Below are 18289 nucleotides of genomic sequence, written 5' to 3' on the forward strand. Positions count from 1 at the left end.
GCGACAGTTCCGGACGCACGGGCATCCCCGCGTCCTCTAGGCTGGCGCCGTGAACGCGGGGGCGGCGAACGGCGGGGGCGATCGGGCGCCGGCTCCTGCCCGCGGCCGGGGGTCGCGGTGGGTACGGGCAGCGGCCGATCGCGTCCCCACCACGTGGCTCGCCGGTCTCGCCACGGCGCTCTTCCTCGCCGGCACCGCGGCCTTCGGAGGTCTGTCGACGGCGGTCGCCGAGCCCGTCCCGGAGCTGTCGGCCGGACAGGAGCACACCAACGCACAGCTCGCCCTCTCCGTGCAACGAGCGGTGCTCGTCGACGACCTCCCCGAAGTCGGCGTGGAAGCCGGCGCCGGGGAGCGGGTGCTCGCGCTGATCGCGACGGTCGAGAACCGGTGGACTGAGCCCCTCCCCACCGCCGGCGACACGAGCGTGACGCAGGCCGTGCGCATCCCCGACTTCGGCGACGCCCGCCCCGACGCCGTCGCCCGCTACGACGACGCGACCCGTTATCCGTGGCTGCAGCCGCGCGTGCCGGCGGAGGTCGTGATGGCGTGGACCGTGGATGCCGGCGCCTTCGAGGCAGGCGACACCCTCTCCATCGAGCTGCACGACACCCGGTTGTCCCTCGGCCGGCTCGTGACCGCCGGCGAGGCGTGGGGCGACCCCGTGCTGGCCGCACGGGTGTCGGTGAGCATCACCGACGTGGGGGCCGGCGCATCGACGGAGGAGCCGCGATGAGGCGGTGGCTGGCATGGCCGATGGGCGCCGCCCTGCTCTTCGGGGCGTGGCTGGTGGCGCAGGTCACACCCACCGAGGACGCCGACGAGGCTCCCTTCGTGGTGCCCGCCGTCCTGGGCGAGGAAGCACGGGGCCGCTCCCTCACGGTCACGGTGACGGATGTGCGCCTGGCCGAACACGTGAGCGCCGGCGGGTGGGCGGCCGAGGGGGTGTGGCTCGTGGTCGATCTCGACGCGGCCGCGACACAGGAGGAGGACCGCACCTACCTGGGCGGGGCCAGCCTCGTGATCGGCGGGCGCACCTACCGCGCCAGTGAACGACCGGCGTCGCTCTTCCAGCAGCCGCTGCTCGTCGGCATCCCCCGCGCGGGAAGCCTCGCGTTCGAACTCCCCCCGGGTGCCGTGGACGAGCCGGCGCTCCTGCACCTGTCCGGCGACTGGGAGACCCGGCTCGACTCGCTGATCGAGCTCCCCCTCGATCTGGCCGCGCTGGACCTGACCGAAAGCTCGGAGCTCGCCGAGACCGGGTGGGCGCGACCGTGAGCAGGAGATGGTGGCGCCGGAACGCCTTCGCGCTCGTAGCGGTCGCCGTGCTCGTCCCCGGCACGGCGCTGGTCATCGGCGGAAACGAGTGGTGGTCGATGTTCGGCAGAGACCGCGTCTTCGCCGTCACCGTCGATCAGGAGGCGCCGTTCGACTTCGGCGGCGCGAGCTACGGGCCGCCGACAGCATCCGTCGCGCCTGCCGACGACACGCGCGAGCTTCCCGAGGGGACGAAGGTGGTGACCGTCGAAGTGCCCGTCCGCACGGGGGAAGGGCCCGCGACCTGCGGCTCCCCCATGCTCAGGGAGCTGAGCGGGGCCGGCCGGCAGTGGGACGCGGCGAGCGGGCTCTCCGGCATCCCCTATGACGAACGCCCCGCGTCATGCCCGTCCGACCGCACCGGCGCCTACACCGTCGTCGTTCCGTTCCTCGTCCCCGACGACGTCTCCGGCCCGCTCGGCCTCGACCTCACGATCGTGCACGAGCTGCCGCGCTTCCTCCGACTCGTCGTCGACGTGCCCTGACGTCACCACCGGTGCGCCGATCAGCGCGCCGACGGTGGCGTCGTACGCGCTGGCGACCAGCACGGTGCGCAGGGGATCGGTGATGGCCAGCACGGCCAGTGCCAGGAGGGAGTCGGCGACGAGCCAGAACGTCCAGAAGTCCTGGGGTCCGATCAGCCGCGTCACGCCCCACTCCAGCATCCGACCGCCCAGGACGACCAGCGCGTACAGCAGGACGTATCCGCCGATGAGAACGGGCCCACCCCGCCACATCAGGACGAGAGCACGCCAGATCGGGCGGAACCGTTCCCCCATGCCCGACCCGATGTCGGCAAGGCGGCGCCGCAGCAGGTGCGGCAGGGCGCTGTATCGCCCGCGCACCCGTTCCAGGATGCGGGCACGCACCTTCACGCCCTCCGGCGCCACCGCCTGCCCGTAGATCACCCCCGCGATCGTCAGCCATGCCAGGGGCAGCAGGACGACGCCGCCGACTTCGCCGATCAGCCACTCCACCGCATCCCAGGTCCAGGCCGCCGGCGCCACCATCTCGACGAGCCACGTGCGCAGATCCGCCAGCCACGCCATGGCCTGACGGGCCTGCACCCACGCGTTGACCTGCCCGAGCACGTCGGAGATGAGCAGCACCGTGAGGAAGACCCAGACGGCCTCGAGGTACACCGCCCCCACGGCGAACCAGCGCGGCACCCGTGCCGCCCATCTCTTCCACGCCCACCGGCCGGCCAGCGCGAGCACGATGACGGCGACGGTCCACGGCTCGAATCCGAGCCGGTCGACTGTGCCGGCGGTGTCGACGGCCGACGCCCCCTCGACGAAACGACGTTCGGTCTGCACCTCCAGGGCACGGGACAGATACGCCACGACGTCTTCGCGGAGGAACCCCCACGCGGCGTAGACGGCGAAGAACGGCAGGATCGCCGACAGCAGCGCATCACGGAACGAGCGCCGCCGGGCACGCGCGTCGGAGGGAAGAGGCGCGATCGCGCCGAGGCGCACCATGCCGTCGCGCAGCACGAGGAACATCGCCACGAAGCCCACCAAGCGCGACAGGATCGCCAGCGGCAGCAGGAGCAGTCCGCCGATCGCGGTGAAGGCCCCGACGAAACCCGCCAGTTCGATCGCGAGGTAACGCCCCAGCATCCCCGCGAGGAACCACGCCAGCAGTGCGGGCCAATGCGCCAGAAGCAGCCGTCCGACCGAGCTGACCACCGCGCGCACGCTCTCACAGTAGCGGCCGTACTGCCGCCCGGTGCCGTCTCGCCGCGCCGGGTCCGGCCGACCCCACCGCGCCGGGCCCGCCCGACGCCACCGGCGCCGGTCCGGCCCACCCACGCCTGCCACACATCGGCGCAATCGCGCCATCCTCCAGCCGAACGCCACGTCCGCCACACATCGGCGCAACCGCGCCATCCTCCGGCCGAACCCCACGTCCGCCACACATCGGCGCAACCGCGCCATCCTTAATCGGCGCGGTTGCACCGAACGGGCGCGAACCTGGGATGGGGCCGAACTTCGGATCATCGCGTGCGGGGTGGGAGGCCCAGGCACCCGACCGCCGATTTCCGCCGCCGGGGGGCCGCGCGTAGAGTCTGCCCCATGGAAGCCGAACTGCAGACTGACATCGTCGTCCGTCCGGTGCGGGACGTGGATGCGGAAGCCCTGGGGCGGGTTCACGCGACGTGCTGGCACGAGACCTACGACCACCTGATCAGCAAGGCAGCGCTGGAGCGTGTCTCCCCGAAGCGGATGGCCGAGCTGTGGACGCACTGGGCCGTCCAGGGCCCGGAGTTCACGATGCGCGCCGCCCTGGTCAAGGGCGACATCGTCGGGTTCGCCGGCTCTGGCCCGGCGCGCGACCGCGACGCACCCCGCAACCGCGAGCTCTACTTCATCTACCTCCTCGACGCGTGGCACGGCACCGGCATCGGCCAGATGCTCTTCGACGCCGTCGTGGGCGAGGACGAGCCGCTTTACCTGTGGGTCGCGGAAGACAACCCGCGCGCGCACCGCTTCTATACGCGCAACGGCTTCGCGCTGGACGGCGCATCGCACACCGAGCCGTTCCTCGGCGAGACCCTCACCGAAGTCCGCTTCGTCCGCTGACGTGCTGCAGGTCTGGGCCCTCGCGGGCATCGGGGAGGTGGCGCCCGGCACCGACCTCGTCGAGGTGATCGCCGACGCCGCGCGCGGTGAACTGGTCGACGGCGACATCGTCGTCGTGACCTCCAAGATCGTGTCGAAGGCCGAGGGCCGGTTCGTCGTGGCCGATGACCGCGAGGCGGCCATCACGGCCGAAACCGTGCGTGTGGTCGCCTCCCGCACGTCGCCGACCGGCCACGTCACCCGCATCGTCGAGAATCGCCTCGGCATGGTCTCCGCCGCCGCGGGCGTCGACGCCAGCAACACCCCGGAGGGCACCATCCTCCTCCTGCCCGAAGACCCGGATGCGTCGGCGCGGACGCTGGCGGCGGGCCTGCGGGAGCGGACCGGGGCACTCATCGGCGTGCTCGTCTCCGACACCCTGGGACGCGCGTGGCGCGAGGGCCAGACCGACGCCGCCATCGGCGCGGCGGGTGTGCAGGTGTTCGAAGACCTGCGTGGCCACGTCGACGCCGAAGGGCGCCCCCTCGTGGTGACGATGCCGTGCGTGGCCGACGAGCTCGCCTCCGCCGCCGACCTCGTCAAGGGCAAGGCGGCCCGCCTTCCGGTCGCCGTGGTGCGCGGACGCGCCGACCTCGTCGGCTCGCTCGACCTGCCCGGCGCGCGGTCGATCGTCCGCCCCGCCGAGCGCGACATGTTCCGCCTCGGAGCCGACGAGGCCTACGCCGCCGGCCACGCCGACGGCGCCGCCTCCGCCCACCCCCGCTGAAGGGCGGCTTCGGCCCCCTCCCCTCCTGCCTCGCTCTCGTCCCGCCCCCGTCCCGAACTCCTCAAAACCGACGCCCCGGCACCCCCATCGGCCCGATTTCGGCGCACTCCCGCACGGATTTGAGGAGTTCGGAAAAGGCGCGGCCTCTCACCTCTCGCCGGGCGCGGCGGCGCCGGGACCAAGGCGAGGAGCAGCGGCGCGCCGCCCGGTGCGCGGAGCCGGCGAAAGCCGGGCGCCGCCCCGGCGCCGTCTCCCCCTTCCACCTCGGTCCGATCCCATCCCGAACTCCTCAAGACGGGTGCGCCTGGTGCGCGATCCACCCGATTTCGGCGCATCCCCGCACGGATTTGAGGAGTTCGGAAAAGGCGCGGCCTCTCACCTCTCGCCGGGCGCGGCGGCGCCGGACCAAGGCGAGGAGCAGCGGCGCGTCGCACGCTGCGCGGAGCCGGCGAAAGCCGGGCGCCGCCCGGTGCGCGGAGCCGGCGAGAGCCGGGCGCCCCACGCGGAGCCGTCTCCCCCTTCCGCCTCGACCCCTGTCCCTTCCCGAACTCCTCAAAACCGACGCCTCACCCGCCCCACCGGCCCGGTTTCGGCGCACCCCCGTACGAATTCGAGGAGTTCGGCACCGGCGCGGCCTCGCGCAGTCGGCCGCGCGAGCGGCACCGGTACCGTAGACCGCGAAAGGCGGTGCGCCGTGCCCGGTCCCCGACGACTCCGGATCGACCCGATCGCTGAAGCCAAGCGGCAGTGGGTCGCCCACGGATGGACCGACGCCGCCGCGGGGATGGCCGCGGTGACCTCCATCATGCGTGCGCAGCAGCTCGTGCTCGCCAGCGTCGACGCGGCCCTGCGGCCTTTCGGGCTGACATTCGCGCGCTACGAGCTCCTCACACTGCTGCGGCTCTCGCGCAGCGGGCGGATGCCGATGGCCTCCGCATCCGCACGCCTCCAGGTGCATCCCACCAGCGTCACCAACACGGTCGACCGTCTCCAAGCCGGCGGGTACGTCCAGCGTGAGCCGCACCCGGAGGACGGCCGCGTCACCCTCGTCGTGCTGACCGATCCCGGCCGCGAACTCTCCGAGCAGGCCACCGCGCGGCTCAACGCCGAGGTGTTCGCGCAGCCCGGCCTCACGCCGGAGGACACCGACGAACTCGTCGCGATCATCGCGCGCATGCGCAAGGGCGCCGGCGACTTCGACGACCCTCGGCCGCAGCCCGACCCGCTGTGACGACGCCGCCGGTCAGCGCCCGGTGAACTCCGGGGCCCGCTTGTCGCGGAAGGCTGCCATGCCCTCCTTCTGATCCTCGGTCGCGAACAGCGACGTGAACGCGGCGCTCTCGTAGCGCAGGCCCGCGCTCAGCGGCGTCTCCAGCGCCGCATCCAGCGCAGCCTTCGCGGCGTACAGCGACGGCAGCGACTTCGCGGCGATGCCGTCGGCGACCTCCCCTGCGACGTCAAGGAGCTCGCCTGCCGGCACGACCCGCGACACCAGACCCGCGCGCTCGGCCTCCTCCGCGCTCATCCGGCGCCCGGTGAGCACGAGGTCGGCGGCCTTGTAATACCCCATCGCGCGCACGAGGCGCTGCGTGCCGCCCATGCCGGGGATGACCCCGAGGGCGATCTCGGGCTGCCCGAAGGCCGCGGTGTCGGCGGCGAGGATGATGTCGCACATGAGCGCGAGCTCGCACCCGCCACCCAGCGCGTAGCCCGAGACGGCCGCGATGACCGGCGTCCGGACGGCGGCGAAGCGGTTCCACGCCCCGAAGTGGTCGTCGAGCACCATATCGACCGAGCTCTTGTCGGCCATCTCCTTGATGTCAGCGCCCGCGGCGAACGCGCGCTCGGATCCGGTGACGACGATCGCGCCGACGCCGGGGTCGCGGTCGAACCCCTCGGCGGCCACGACGATCTCATGCATCGCGCGGGTGTTCAGGGCGTTGAGCGCGTCGGGGCGGTTCAGCGTGATCCACCCGACCCGTCCACGCTGTTCGACGAGGATGGTGTCGTAGCTGGTCATGTCGGCTCCTTACGCGGCCTCGCCGGACCGGATGGTGTGGATGATCCCGGAGAAATCCTGCCCTGCGCCCGGCCCGTCCGCGAACTGCGCGTAGATCGCCTGCGCGAGCAGCCCCATCTGCGCGTCCACCCCGGTGCGGGCGATGGCGTGCGCGGCGAGCCCCAGGTCTTTGGCCATGAGGGCGCCGGCGAAGCCGGGACGGTAGTCGTTGTTCGCGGGACTGGTGGGAACGGGGCCGGGTACCGGGCAGTTCGTCGTGAGCGCCCAGCACTGCCCCGACGCGTTCGCGGCGACCTCGAAGAGCGCCTCGTGCGACAGGCCCAGCCGCTCGCCGAGCACGAACGCCTCGGCCACCACGATCTGGCTCACGCCCAGGATCATGTTGTTGCACACCTTCGCCGCCTGCCCGAGACCGGGGCCGCCGCAGTGCACGACGCGCCGCCCCATCCGCTCCAGCAGCGGCCGGGCCTCCTCGAGATCGGCCTCGTCGCCGCCGACCATGAACGCCAGCGTCGCGTTCTCGGCGCCGACGACCCCACCCGAGACGGGGGCGTCGAGACTGCGCTGCCCGGCCGCTTCGGCGAGGGCGTGGGCGGCGCGCGCGTCGTCGACGGCGATGGTGGAGCAGTCCACGAACAGCGTTCCCGGCCGGGCGGCCTGCAGGAGACCCGCCGAATCCGCCGACCCGCGGTAGGCCGCCAGCACATGGCGCCCCTCGGGGAACATCGTGATGACCACGTCGGCGGATGCGGCGGCCTCCACGCCCGACGCCGCCGCCGGCAGTCCCGCATCCCGCGCCGCGTCGAGGGCGGCGGGGACCACGTCGAACACGACGACGTCATGCCCCGCGGATGCCAGATTCCGGGCCATCGGCAGCCCCATGTGTCCCAGGCCCAGGAATGCGATCCTCATGCGTCGGTCTCCTTCGTCCGTTCCGAGGTCACGCGGCGACGACGTGTCGCCCGATGATCACGCGCATGATCTCGTTCGTGCCCTCGAGGATCTGGTGCACCCGCAGGTCGCGGACCACCTTCTCGATCCCGTAGTCGTGCAGGTAGCCGTATCCGCCGTGCAGCTGGAGGGCGGTGTTGGCGACGCGGAACCCGGCGTCGGTGGCGAAGCGCTTGGCCATCGCGCACCGCACGGATGCGTCGGGAGCCTTGGCGTCCACGGATGCAGCGGCGTCGAGCACCATCGTGCGTGCGGCGTACAGATCCGTCGCCATGTCGGCGAGGGTGAACACGACCGACTGCCGCTCATCCAGCGGTGCACCGAAGGCGGAGCGCTCGTGGACATAACGCGTCGCGCGCTCCAGCGCCCACTGCGCGCCGCCGAGCGAGCAGGCGGCGATGTTGAGCCGGCCGCCGTCCAGCCCCGACATCGCGATGGCGAACCCGCGTCCCTCCCCGCCGAGGATGTCGTCGGCGCCCACGCGCACCTGGTCGAAGATCACTTGCCTCGTGGGCTGGGCGTTCCACCCCATCTTCTTCTCGTTCGCGCCGAAGGACAGGCCGGGGGCGTCGGCGGGTACGAGGAACGCGCTGATGCCGCGCGGCCCGGGTCCGCCCGTACGGGCCATCACGACGTACACCGCCGCTTCGCCGGCTCCGGAGATGAACTGCTTCACCCCGGTGAGCACGAAACCGTCGCCGTCGCGGACGGCAGTCGTCGTGATCGCCGCCGCATCCGACCCGGCCCCCGGCTCGGTGAGGCAGTAGCTGCCGAACCCGGTCATCGCCGTCAGCTGGGGCAGCCATTGCTGCCGCTGCGGCTCGGTGCCGTACGCGTCGATCATCCACGCGACCATGTTGTGGATCGAGATGTACGCGGCCACGGCCGGATCGCCCTTGGCCAGCTCCTCGAAGACGAGGGCGGTGTCGGCGCGACTGAGGGCGCTTCCGCCGACGTCCTCGCGGACGTAGATGCCGCCCAATCCGAGCTCGCCGGCCCGGCGGAGGGCGTCGCGAGGGAAGTGTTTGCGCTCGTCCCACTCCAGCGCGTGCGGCGCGAGCTCGGTCTCGGCGAAGTCCCGCACCGCCGCCACGACGGCGGCGCGCTCCTCGGCGTCCATGGAACTGGTGGGAAGGGTGGTGGTGCTCATCGGATTCACGTCCTTGTGGGGCAACCTGCACGACGACGGCGCGGGGTGGTGCGCGACGCCACCACTTTAGCTGGGCGTCCTACGAGTCGCTAGGGCTCCCGAACTCCGGGCGGCAGTCGCCCCGCCAGCCTCCGGGCCCGCCGATCGACGTTCGCAAGGCGACGCGGGCCGGGTGTCGCGGACCGGGTCTCACCCGCTCCCCCGGCACGCGGCCGGGAGGAGCGGTCACGGTCATCGGCCGCTGACCTTGCCGAACAGGCGCGCGATGGGCGCCAGCACGAGGGGTCGGGCCGCGATCCAGGCGGCGGCCATGACGACCACCGAGCCGACGAAGATCCAGAAGCCGGTCCAGTTGTCCGCGTAGGCGCCCGGATCCACCGATCCCTGCGCCGCGTACATGTGGTTCAGGTTGCGCAGCGCACCCGTGGCGAACACCAGCGCGACGTGCGCGACGATGAACACCACGAAGTAGATCATGACGGGGAAGTGGATGCGCCGAGCCCACTCGAGCGGATACAGGCGGTTCAGCGTGGTGGCGTTCTTCGGCCAGACGCCGCTCATCCGCACGCCGGTCACGGCTGCTAGGGGCGCGGCCACGAAGACCGTGGTGAAGTAGGCCAGCTGCTGGAGGGCGTTGTAGTTGACCCATCCGTTCTCGGTGGGCCAGTCCAGCGACACGTACTGCAGCGCCGCCGACACCGCGTTGGGGAAGACCTCCCACGAGGTGGGGACGATGCGCATCCACTGCCCGGAGACGAACAGCAGGATGACGAAGACCACACCGTTCACGAGCCACAGGATGTCCAGCGACTGGTGGAACCACAGCGCGAGGCTGATCTTGCGCTTGGCGGTGCCGCGCGGCGACCAGAACACGCTCGGCCGCTTCTCGCGGCGCACCTGCAGTCCCGATCGGATGATGAGGATGATCAGGAACGCGTTGAAGAAGTGCTGCCACCCCAGCCACGCCGGGAACCCCACCGGCGCCCCCTCGGGAAGGTGGTACTCGCCCGGATACTGCGCGAGGAAACCCTCTCCCCACTGCGTGGACAGCAGCCACCGCACGAGCGCGACGGCCATGCCTGCGGCGACGAGCAGGCCTGCGCCCAGCACGACGACCGCACCGGCCCACTGCAGGCGGGTGAAGGGGCCGTAGCGCCGGGGCTCGGGGCGCTCGTCGGCGCGGGGCGCGGATGCGGCGGCGCCCGGCCACACCGACGGCGTGAACGGCAGCGGTGCGCGGGGGCCGGTGGCGACCGGCACGGCGACCTCGGCGGGCGGCGCAGGCGGCTGCTCGGAGACGACAGGGGCCACCGCATCCGCAGCCGGATCCGGCGTGTGGATCGGCTCGGCCTCGGCGGCGACCGTCGGGGCGAATCCGGCGGGCGGCCAGGGGTCGCCACCGGGTACGCGGGGCAGCCCACGGCGCAGCGCGACGCCCTCGCCGGCTGGTGCGGCGGGGACGGCAGGCGCGGACGGGCGGGGCGGTGCTTCCGCAACCGCGGGCGCACGGTCGTGAGTGGCGGAGGGCGGCGGCGCTGCCTCAGCGGGAGCTTGCGAGTCGGTGATGGCGGGGGACGGCACAGGCGAGGCCGGGGCGGCCTGATCCGCGGGCGGCCACGGCTCGCCACCGGGCACGCGCGGCAGCCCACGGCGCACCCGAGCCTGCGGCGCCATGGTCTGCGGCGGCGGCGCGGCCGCGGCATTCACGGCGGGAGCGGCCGGTTCGACGGTGGGCGACTGCACCTCGACCGGGGCAGGCGCGGAGGCACCCGCGGGGGCCGGGGGCGCGTCGACGGGAGCCGTATCGCCGTCGGATCCGTCCGCCGTCACCGGCATGGCGTCGGCGGGCGGCCACGGGTCGCCCCCGGCAACGCGCGGCAGGCCGCGGCGCACCGATCTCGCGTACGTCGCCATGTGCGCGCCTACTTCTTCTTCGCCTCGAGCGCCGCGATCAACTGCGGCACGACGGTGAAGACGTCGCCGACGACGCCGAAGTCGGCGATCTCGAAGATCGGCGCATCCCCGTCCTTGTTGATCGCCACGATCGTCTTCGCCGTCTGCATGCCGGCCCTGTGCTGGATGGCGCCGGAGATGCCGAGGGCGATGTAGAGCTGCGGCGACACCGAGACGCCGGTCTGGCCGACCTGGTAGGAGTGCGGCACGTAGCCGGCGTCCACCGCCGCGCGCGAGGCGCCCACGGCGGCCCCGAGGGCATCGGCCAGCTGATCGACCAGCTCGAACTTCTCCTTCGAGCCGAGCCCCCGGCCACCCGCGACGACCTTGGCAGCGCCGCGTAGCTCGGGCCGGGTGGAGGTCGCCTGCACCTGATCGAAGGACTCGACCGTCGCGGCGGGCGCGCCGGCCGGCGCCACCTCGAGCGGCAGCGCATTCAGCGGCTGCGCCTCGGCCCGGGAGTCGATCGCGCCCTGACGCACCGTGATGACCGGCGCACCGAAGGTGACGGCGGAATCGACGTTGTACGCGCCGCCGTAGACGGAGTGGTGCGCCACGATGCCCTCGTCGTCGCGCGAGACGCCGATGGCGTCGGCGGCGAGCCCGGAGCGCGTGCGCGCGGCGAACCGCCCGGCGATGTCGCGCCCCTCGATCGAGTTGGAGACGAGCACGGCGTCCGGACGGACGAGCCCGGCCGCCGCGACGAGCGCGTCCACCGCCGGCGCCGACAGGACGCTCGTGTCGCCGGTCGCCGTGAGCACGACGTGGGCACCGAGGGATGCGGCCTGCTCGGCGGCTCCGGAGAGCAGGTCGGGCGTGGTCACGACGACGGCCACGGGGGTGCCGACGCCCGACGCCGCGCCCAGAAGTCCGGCGGCGCTCTTGGCGACCTCGCCCGAGGGCATGACGTCGACCATGACGAGGATGGAATCCGCTGCGAAATCAGTCATCTCGATGGCCTCTCAGAGCAGCCGGTTGGACGCGAGGAAGTCGGCGAGCTTCTCACCCGCGTCGCCCTCGTCGGTGATCTTCACGCCCGCCTCGCGCGGGGGTTTCTCCGAGACCGCGATCATGATCGAGCGTGCTGCGCCCGGGTCCATCGGGTCCACGTCGAGGTCGGCCAGCGACAGCGTCTCGAAGGGCTTCTTCTTGGCCGCCATGATGCCCTTGAAGTTGGGGAACCGCGCGTCGGGGAGGGCTTCGGTGATCGAGATCACCGACGGAAGCGGTGCCGACACCGTCATGGTGCCCGCGTCGGACGCCCGCGCACCGCGCACGACGTCCTCGCCGATCTCCACCGAGCTCAGCGCCGTCGCGTGCGGCACCTGCAGCAGCTCGGCGAGCATCGCCGGCAGGACGCCGCCCGTGCCGTCGGTGGACTGGTTGCCCGCGATCACGAGATCGAACCCGGTCCGCTTCACGGCGGCCGCCAGCACCTCGGCGGTCAGACCCATGTCTGCGCCGCGCAGCCCCTCGTCCACGACCTGGACGGCCGATCCGGCGCCCATCGCCAGGCCCTTCCGGACCGTCGCCAGCGCGCTCTCGGGCGCCATCGACAGGACGACCACCTCGGTGCCGGCGTGCTTCTCCGCGAACGACAGGGCCACCTCCAGCGCGCGCTCGCCGATCTCGTCCAGCACGCTCTCGCTCGCTGCTCGATCGGCCAGACCCGTCTCCAGCGACAGCTTGCGATCCCCGTAGGTATCCGGGACTTCCTTGACCAGGACGACGATCCTCATGTCATCTCCTCACGATGCTTCGAGTCTACGGCGCCGAACGCAATGTACCCAATCTGGGCCCTGCTGCGTCTCGGAGGCACGCTAACTGCCCGTTATGTATACATACGCACAACCCCGCTCGGCTATGGCCGGTGCCTCCACGGGCGGTCAGAGGGTGCGGGGCCGAGCCTCACCCATCCCAGCGCCGCAGCAGCGCCGCCAGCGCCTGCCCCCCGCCGATGCACATCGTCACGACGGCGTACTCGAGATCGCGTCGGTGCAGATCCATCGCCGCTCGCAGCGTGAGAATCGCGGCCGTCGCGCCGACCGGGTGACCGAGCGCGATCGCGCCACCGTACGGGTTGGTCTTCGCCGGGTCCAAGCCGGCGTCGCGGATGACGGCAATCGCCTGCGACGCGAAGGCTTCGTTGAGTTCGATCACGTCGACGTCGCTCGGCGACAGACCGGTCTGCCGCCACAGCCGCTCGAGCGCGATCACGGGCGCATAGCCCATGATCTCCGGCTCGATGCCCGCGGTCACGACCGCCTCCAGCGTCACCAGACCCTTCAGCCCGCGCTCGCGGACATCGGACTCGCGCATGAGCACGGTCGCCGCGGCTCCGTCGTTGATGCCGGAGGAGTTACCGGCCGTGACGCTGCCGCCCTCCTCGAACGCGGCACGCAGCCCCGCGAGCACCTCCATCGTCGTGCCGGGGCGGGGATGCTCATCCACCGAGACCTCCATCGGCTTCCGACCCCCGGTGGTGACCGGCACGATCTCCTCCGCGAACGCCGCGCGGGCCGCATCCGATGCCGCCCGGCGCTGGCTCTCGGCCGCGAATTCGTCCTGTGCCTGCCGGGTCACGCCGTAGCGCGTGGCCACCGTCTCGGCGGTCGTGCCCATGTGCCGGCCGCTGAAGGGGTCGGTGAGGATGGCGAGCGTGCCGTCGAGGAGCTTGCGGTCGCCCAGACGCGGGTTGGACCGAGCCTGGAAATCGAGGAAGGGCGTCCGCGACATGCTCTCGTCACCACCGGCGACGACGACATCCACGCCGCCCCACAGCAGCTCCTGCGCGCCCGACCAGATGGCCTGCAGGCCCGATCCGCACAGGCGGTTGACCGTGAATGCGGGGATGCGGGGATGCAGGCCGGCGGCCAGCGCGACGCGCCGCGCGTTGTACGCGTCGGGACCGTTCTGGGCGATGCATCCCATCACCACCTCTCCGACGTCCTCTCCGGAGACGCCTGCCCGCGCGAGTGCCGCCGTGACCGCGGTCGCGCCCAGCTCGTGCGCGGGGACGCTCGACAGCGACCCGGCGAAACTGCCGACGGGCGTGCGCGCACCGGCGAGGAGCACGACCTTCTCGGACATCACCCCGCCGCTTCCTCCGGACGCTCGGCCACGTCGAGCACCGCGGTGTCGGGCACGTAGCCGGAGATGTGCCGCTCGTCGGGACCGTTGTACTCCGACAGCGGGCGGATCAGCGCATTGGATGCCTGCTGCTCCATGATGTGCGCGGTCCACCCGGTGATGCGGGCTGCGACGAACAGTGGCGTGAAAGTGAGGACGTCGAAGCCGATGAGGTCGTACGCCGGCCCGGACGGGTAGTCGAGGTTCGGGTAGATGCCCTTGCGCTCGACGAACTCGCTCTCGAGGGTGTCGTACAGCTCCGCGACGTCGGGGCGGTCGAAGTGGGTGACGAGCGTGTCCAGGGCGGCCTTCATCGTCGGCACGCGGGAGTCGCCGCGCTTGTACACGCGGTGGCCGAAGCCCATGATCTTGCGCTTCTCGGCGAGCGCGGCATCCAGCCACGGCACGACGTTGTCGGCGGTACCGATCTCCTCGAAGATGTGCAGCACGGCCTCGTTTGCCCCACCGTGGAGGGGTCCCTTCAGCGCGCCGATGGCACCCACGACCGCGGAGTAGAGGTCGCTGAGGGTCGAGGTGATGACGCGCGCGGTGAAGGTGGAGGCGTTGAAGGAGTGCTCGGCGTACAGGATCATCGAGCGGTTGAACGCATCGATGACGACGGGGTCGGCGTCTTCGCCGAAGGTCTGCCACAGGAAGTTCGCGGCGTAGTCGAGGTCGTCGCGGGGCTCCACGAGCTCCAGCCCCCGACGGCGGCGCTGACCGTAGGCGACAATCGCGGGCAGCTGGGCGAACAGGCGGAGGCTGCGCTCCAGATTCTCCTCCGGTGTGCCGACGGCATCCATCACATTCGCGATGCCGGCGGTGTCCTGCGCACCGATGACGCTGACGGCCGTGCGCACCTCATCCATCGGGTGCGCGCTGGTGGGCAGGATGTCGATCGCGGCCTTGACGTCGGGATGTAGCGCGCGGTTCCGCCGCTCGGTGGCGCGCAACTCCGCGAGCTGCTCGTCGGTGGGCAGTTCACCGTGCCACAGCAGGTACGCCACCGCCTCGAAGGGCTGCGTCGCCGCCAGCTCGTGCACGGGGTACCCGCGGTAGAGGAGGCTGTTGGTGTCGGGGTTGACCTTGCTGACGGCCGTGTAGTCCACGACGACGCCGGCGAGGCCCTTCTTGATGTCGGTGTCGGTCATTGCCGTTCCTTCGGAGGATGCCGCGTCAGCGGGCGACGGTGAAGTTGAACACGCTCGTGTCGAAGTGGTTGTAGCCCTCGTAGTCCATCAGGTCGTAGAGATCTGCGCGATGCTGCATCTCATCGAGTTTCGAGGTGAGGTGCCCCTCGTCGACCAGCGTGTCCAGCGCACGCCCGGCCGCACCCATCGCCATGCGCAGCAGCGACACCGGCCAGATGACGATGTTGACCCCCACGTCGCGGAGGGCGTCGACGCTGAACAGGTCGCTCTTGCCGAACTCGGTCATGTTCGCCAGGATCGGCACGTCCACGGCCGCGCGCACGGCGGCGAACTCCTCCAGCGACCGCATCGCCTCGGGGAAGATCGCGTCGGCACCGGCGTCCACGAGCGCCTTGGCGCGGTCGATCGCCGCATCCAGCCCGTCCACTGCGCGGATGTCGGTGCGCGCCATGATGAGGAAGTTCGGGTCACGCCGCGCGTCGACGGCCGCGCGGATCCGCTTGACCGCGGTATCGGCATCCACGACCGCCTTGCCGTCGAGGTGCCCGCACCGCTTGGGGTTCACCTGGTCCTCGATGTGCGTGCCGGCAAGGCCGGCGTCCTCGAGCGTCTGGATGGTGCGGGCGACGTTCATCGGCTCGCCGAATCCGGTGTCGGCGTCGATGATGGCGGGAAGCTCCGTCATGCGGGCGATCTGCTGCCCGCGGCCGGCGACCTCGGTGAGGGTGGTCAGGCCGATGTCGGGCAGGCCCAGGTCGGCGGAGAGCACGGCACCCGAGATGTAGACGCCCTCGAAGCCCTTGCGCTCGATGAGGCGGGCCGAGAGCGGGTTGAACGCCCCGGGGAACCGCAGCAGCTCACCCGAGGCGAGCCGCTCACGGAAGAGGCGGCGCTTCTCGGCCGCCGGAGTCTGCGCGTACAGCATCAGCGTTCTCCTTCGTTGTCAGGTTCAGAATTCAGGAGACACGCCGCGGCGACGCCGCTCCGGGGCATCCGGCGGCCGATTCTTCCTGAGTTTTGAACGGTGCGCGCCATCAGAACAGCCCCTTCGGAGCCGGCGCCATCGCGAGCACGCCGGGCTTGGCGGTGATGTTCAGCTGCAGCACCTCGGCTGCCGTGAGCTCGGGCAGGCGCTGGGCGAGGTCGAGGAACCGTTCGATCTCCTCCGGCAGCAGCACGGGCTCTGCCAGCAGGCGGAATTTGCGGATGTACTCCTCGCGGGCGAACGGGCGGGCGCCGAGGGGGTGCGCGTCGGCGACGGCGATCTCATCCTCGATCGTCGACCCGTCGGTCAGGGTGATCACGACCCGGCCGCCGAAGGCCTTCTCGTTCGGGTCCTCCGAGTGGTAGCGGCGGGTCCACTCGGCGTCCTCGGCGGTGGTGACCTTGTGCCACAGCTCGACGGTGTCCAGTCGCCCGGCGCGCTCGGGGGCGTACGAGTCGACGTGGTGCCATGCGCCGTCCTGCAGAGCGACGGTGAAGATGTACGGGATGGAGTGGTCGAGGGTCTCGCGCGAGGCCGTGGGGTCGTACTTCTGCGGGTCGCCGGCGCCCGACCCGATCACGTAGTGCGTGTGGTGGCTGGTGTGCAGCACGATCGAGGCGACGTTCGCGGGATCGCGCAGCTCGGGATGCTCCGCCCCCAGGCGGCGCGCGAGGTCGATCCAGGCCTGCGCCTGGTACTCCGCGGAGTGCTCCTTCGTGTACGAGTCGAGGATGCCGCGCTTGGTTTCGCCCTCACCGGGCAGGGGCACGTCGTACGCCGCGTCCTTGCCGTCCAGCATCCACGCGATGACGCCGTCCTCGCCCTCGTAGATGGGTGAAGGGCTGGTCTCGCCGCGCATCGCGCGGTCCACCGCCTCGACCGCCATCTTCCCGGCGAACGCGGGCGCGTGCGCCTTCCACGTGGAGATCTCGCCCTTGCGCGACTGCCGCGTGGCCGTGGTGGTGTGCAGCGCCTGGCCGACGGCCTGGTAGATCGTTTCGATGTCCAGGCCCAGGAGCGTCCCGATGCCGGCCGCGGCCGACGGGCCGAGGTGGGCGACATGGTCGATCTTGTGCTTGTGCAGCGAGATCGCGCGGACGAGGTCGATCTGGATCTCGTATCCGGTCGCGAGGCCGCGCAGCAGCGCGGCGCCGTCACGGCCGGTGTGCTGGGCCACGGCGAGGATCGGCGGGATGTTGTCGCCGGGGTGGGAGTACTCCGCGGCCAGGAAGGTGTCGTGGTAGTCCAGCTCGCGCACGGCGACGCCGTTGGCCCACGCCGCCCACTCGGGGCTCGTGCGCCGTTCGAGTGCGCAGCCGAAGACGGTCGAGCCGACGCCGCCGATCGAGACGGGGTGGTCGAGGGCCTGCTGCCGTGCGGCGCACACGGGCCGGCGGGTGAGGGATGCCGCGGCCACGGCGGCGTTGTCGATGACGCGGTTGATGATCATGTCGGCGACGTCGTCGTCGACGGCGACGTCGTCGGTCGCCACGCGAGCGATCGCCCATGCCAGCTGCCCCTCGCGGGGAAGGTCCTCGTCGCTGCGGTGCACGCGTACGTGGTGGGTGATGGTCATGGCTGTTCCTCCGGAAGGGACTCGAGGATGGTCGTGAGGGCGTTGTGCAGGTGCACGTGGGTGGCATGCGCGGCCAGCTCGCCGTCGCCGGCGGCGATGGCGCTCGCGATGAGCTCGTGCTCGCGGGCGGATTCGCCCAGGCGCACGGGGTTGTCCCGTGCCATCCGCCGCACCCGCACGAGGTGCGTGCGCACCGTGCGCAGGGCGGAGGTCAGGTAGTCGTTGACGACGGCCGCGTCGATCGCCGCGTCGAAGCGGCCGATGAGGGCATAGTAGGCGTCGGCCCGGTCCGAGGGTTCGGCGGCGGCGAACTCCGCCGCGAGGTTTGTGAAGACCGAACGGTCGGGAGTCGAAGCGGCGAGCCGCGCAGCCATCTCCTCGAGGGCACGGCGCACGGTGAACAGTGCGCGGATGTCGTCGGCGTCGATGCCGGCGACGACGGTGACACGGGGCGAGGCCTGCTCCACGAGTCCGTCGGCGGCGAGACGACCGAGGGCCTCGCGCAACGGCGTGCGGCTCACGCCGAGTCTGGTCGCCTGCTCGACCTCTGCGAGAACGGCGCCGGGGGGCAGCGCACCGGACTGGATCTCGTCGAGGAGCGTCGCGTAGGCGCGGTCACTGGCCCGCATGGCTCCTCCTTCGGCATCAACTCACTCCAGTGTATACATCAGGAGCCATCCGGTCGCGCGATGGTGCGGGAATCCTGCTT

17 protein-coding genes are annotated in these 18289 nt (G+C 71.7%); 5 read left to right on the forward strand and 12 right to left on the reverse strand.

Features of this window, described 5'->3' with window-relative positions; all coding sequences use genetic code 11:
• Positions 1-49: 49 nt before the first annotated feature.
• The gene (locus tag F6J85_RS15890) at positions 50-733 is read left to right on the forward strand and encodes a hypothetical protein (protein ID WP_191906658.1); all 684 of its coding nucleotides are present in this window, start codon (positions 50-52) and stop codon (positions 731-733) included.
• Positions 730-1275, forward strand: coding sequence for a DUF4352 domain-containing protein (locus F6J85_RS15895; RefSeq protein WP_150926531.1), 546 nt, complete (start codon positions 730-732; stop codon positions 1273-1275). Before F6J85_RS15890 ends, F6J85_RS15895 begins: the two co-directional genes overlap by 4 nt.
• 380 nt (positions 1276-1655) lie before the next feature.
• Here the strand turns inward: F6J85_RS15895 and F6J85_RS15900 are convergent, their stop codons facing one another.
• Complete coding sequence (locus F6J85_RS15900) at positions 1656-3014, reverse strand: hypothetical protein (RefSeq protein ID WP_238706986.1); 1359 nt, start codon at positions 3012-3014, stop codon at positions 1656-1658.
• 378 nt (positions 3015-3392) lie between these two features.
• Here F6J85_RS15900 and F6J85_RS15905 point away from each other — a divergent pair, with 378 nt between their 5' ends.
• The 3 genes from F6J85_RS15905 to F6J85_RS15915 all read left to right on the forward strand — a co-directional run bounded on the left by F6J85_RS15905 (position 3393) and on the right by F6J85_RS15915 (position 5896).
• Positions 3393-3899 (forward strand): GNAT family N-acetyltransferase, encoded by a 507-nt coding sequence (locus F6J85_RS15905; RefSeq protein ID WP_150920571.1) that lies wholly within the window; start codon positions 3393-3395, stop codon positions 3897-3899.
• Position 3900: 1 nt separating this feature from the next.
• Positions 3901-4665, forward strand: a complete 765-nt coding sequence (gene cofE / locus F6J85_RS15910; protein WP_150926533.1) for a coenzyme F420-0:L-glutamate ligase — start codon at positions 3901-3903, stop codon at positions 4663-4665.
• A gap of 694 nt (positions 4666-5359) precedes the next feature.
• Entirely contained in the window at positions 5360-5896 is a 537-nt protein-coding gene (locus F6J85_RS15915; protein ID WP_150926535.1) for a MarR family winged helix-turn-helix transcriptional regulator, read from the forward strand.
• Between the two features lie 12 nt (positions 5897-5908).
• Here F6J85_RS15915 and F6J85_RS15920 read toward each other — a convergent pair whose 3' ends face one another.
• The 11 genes from F6J85_RS15920 to F6J85_RS15970 all read right to left on the reverse strand — a co-directional run bounded on the left by F6J85_RS15920 (position 5909) and on the right by F6J85_RS15970 (position 18209).
• Positions 5909-6685 (reverse strand): enoyl-CoA hydratase-related protein, encoded by a 777-nt coding sequence (locus tag F6J85_RS15920; RefSeq protein WP_150926537.1) that lies wholly within the window; start codon positions 6683-6685, stop codon positions 5909-5911.
• Positions 6686-6694: 9 nt separating this feature from the next.
• Entirely contained in the window at positions 6695-7597 is a 903-nt protein-coding gene (gene mmsB, locus F6J85_RS15925) for a 3-hydroxyisobutyrate dehydrogenase (protein ID WP_150921827.1), read from the reverse strand.
• A 28-nt stretch (positions 7598-7625) separates the two neighbouring features.
• Entirely contained in the window at positions 7626-8786 is a 1161-nt protein-coding gene (locus F6J85_RS15930; protein WP_150926539.1) for an acyl-CoA dehydrogenase family protein, read from the reverse strand.
• A gap of 231 nt (positions 8787-9017) precedes the next feature.
• A complete protein-coding gene (locus F6J85_RS15935; RefSeq protein ID WP_150926541.1) occupies positions 9018-10700 on the reverse strand; it encodes a cytochrome b/b6 domain-containing protein in 1683 nt (560 codons plus the stop codon).
• Positions 10701-10708: 8 nt separating this feature from the next.
• Positions 10709-11689, reverse strand: a complete 981-nt coding sequence (locus F6J85_RS15940) for an electron transfer flavoprotein subunit alpha/FixB family protein (protein ID WP_150926543.1) — start codon at positions 11687-11689, stop codon at positions 10709-10711.
• A gap of 12 nt (positions 11690-11701) precedes the next feature.
• A complete protein-coding gene (locus F6J85_RS15945) occupies positions 11702-12478 on the reverse strand; it encodes an electron transfer flavoprotein subunit beta/FixA family protein (protein ID WP_150926545.1) in 777 nt (258 codons plus the stop codon).
• Between the two features lie 169 nt (positions 12479-12647).
• Complete coding sequence (locus F6J85_RS15950) at positions 12648-13829, reverse strand: thiolase family protein (protein ID WP_150926548.1); 1182 nt, start codon at positions 13827-13829, stop codon at positions 12648-12650.
• A complete protein-coding gene (locus tag F6J85_RS15955; RefSeq protein ID WP_150926549.1) occupies positions 13829-15019 on the reverse strand; it encodes a bifunctional 2-methylcitrate synthase/citrate synthase in 1191 nt (396 codons plus the stop codon). Before F6J85_RS15955 ends, F6J85_RS15950 begins: the two co-directional genes overlap by 1 nt.
• A 25-nt stretch (positions 15020-15044) precedes the next feature.
• On the reverse strand, positions 15045-15944 hold the full coding sequence (gene prpB / locus F6J85_RS15960) for a methylisocitrate lyase (protein ID WP_150926551.1): 900 nt from the start codon (positions 15942-15944) through the stop codon (positions 15045-15047).
• Between the two features lie 109 nt (positions 15945-16053).
• Positions 16054-17580, reverse strand: a complete 1527-nt coding sequence (locus F6J85_RS15965) for an MmgE/PrpD family protein (RefSeq protein ID WP_150926554.1) — start codon at positions 17578-17580, stop codon at positions 16054-16056.
• A complete protein-coding gene (locus F6J85_RS15970; protein WP_150926556.1) occupies positions 17577-18209 on the reverse strand; it encodes a GntR family transcriptional regulator in 633 nt (210 codons plus the stop codon). The genes F6J85_RS15965 and F6J85_RS15970 overlap by 4 nt, the downstream gene beginning before the upstream one ends.
• Between the last annotated feature and the right edge of the window lie 80 nt (positions 18210-18289).

Origin of the sequence: Microbacterium lushaniae, assembly GCF_008727775.1 — a bacterium.
Lineage (GTDB): Bacteria > Actinomycetota > Actinomycetes > Actinomycetales > Microbacteriaceae > Microbacterium > Microbacterium lushaniae.

Excerpts from the sequence above, each read along its gene's own strand:
- prpB (WP_150926551.1), bottom strand. The coding sequence starts at position 15,944 with ATGCTGTACGCGCAGACTCCGGCGGCCGAGAAGCGCCGCCTCTTCCGT.
- F6J85_RS15935 (WP_150926541.1), bottom strand. The coding sequence starts at position 10,700 with ATGGCGACGTACGCGAGATCGGTGCGCCGCGGCCTGCCGCGCGTTGCC.
- F6J85_RS15965 (WP_150926554.1), bottom strand. The coding sequence starts at position 17,580 with ATGACCATCACCCACCACGTACGCGTGCACCGCAGCGACGAGGACCTT.
- F6J85_RS15970 (WP_150926556.1), bottom strand. The coding sequence starts at position 18,209 with ATGCGGGCCAGTGACCGCGCCTACGCGACGCTCCTCGACGAGATCCAG.
- F6J85_RS15945 (WP_150926545.1), bottom strand. The coding sequence starts at position 12,478 with ATGAGGATCGTCGTCCTGGTCAAGGAAGTCCCGGATACCTACGGGGAT.
- F6J85_RS15940 (WP_150926543.1), bottom strand. The coding sequence starts at position 11,689 with ATGACTGATTTCGCAGCGGATTCCATCCTCGTCATGGTCGACGTCATG.
- F6J85_RS15920 (WP_150926537.1), bottom strand. The coding sequence starts at position 6,685 with ATGACCAGCTACGACACCATCCTCGTCGAACAGCGTGGACGGGTCGGG.
- F6J85_RS15905 (WP_150920571.1), top strand. The coding sequence starts at position 3,393 with ATGGAAGCCGAACTGCAGACTGACATCGTCGTCCGTCCGGTGCGGGAC.
- F6J85_RS15895 (WP_150926531.1), top strand. The coding sequence starts at position 730 with ATGAGGCGGTGGCTGGCATGGCCGATGGGCGCCGCCCTGCTCTTCGGG.
- F6J85_RS15955 (WP_150926549.1), bottom strand. The coding sequence starts at position 15,019 with ATGACCGACACCGACATCAAGAAGGGCCTCGCCGGCGTCGTCGTGGAC.
- mmsB (WP_150921827.1), bottom strand. The coding sequence starts at position 7,597 with ATGAGGATCGCATTCCTGGGCCTGGGACACATGGGGCTGCCGATGGCC.
- F6J85_RS15950 (WP_150926548.1), bottom strand. The coding sequence starts at position 13,829 with ATGTCCGAGAAGGTCGTGCTCCTCGCCGGTGCGCGCACGCCCGTCGGC.
- F6J85_RS15930 (WP_150926539.1), bottom strand. The coding sequence starts at position 8,786 with ATGAGCACCACCACCCTTCCCACCAGTTCCATGGACGCCGAGGAGCGC.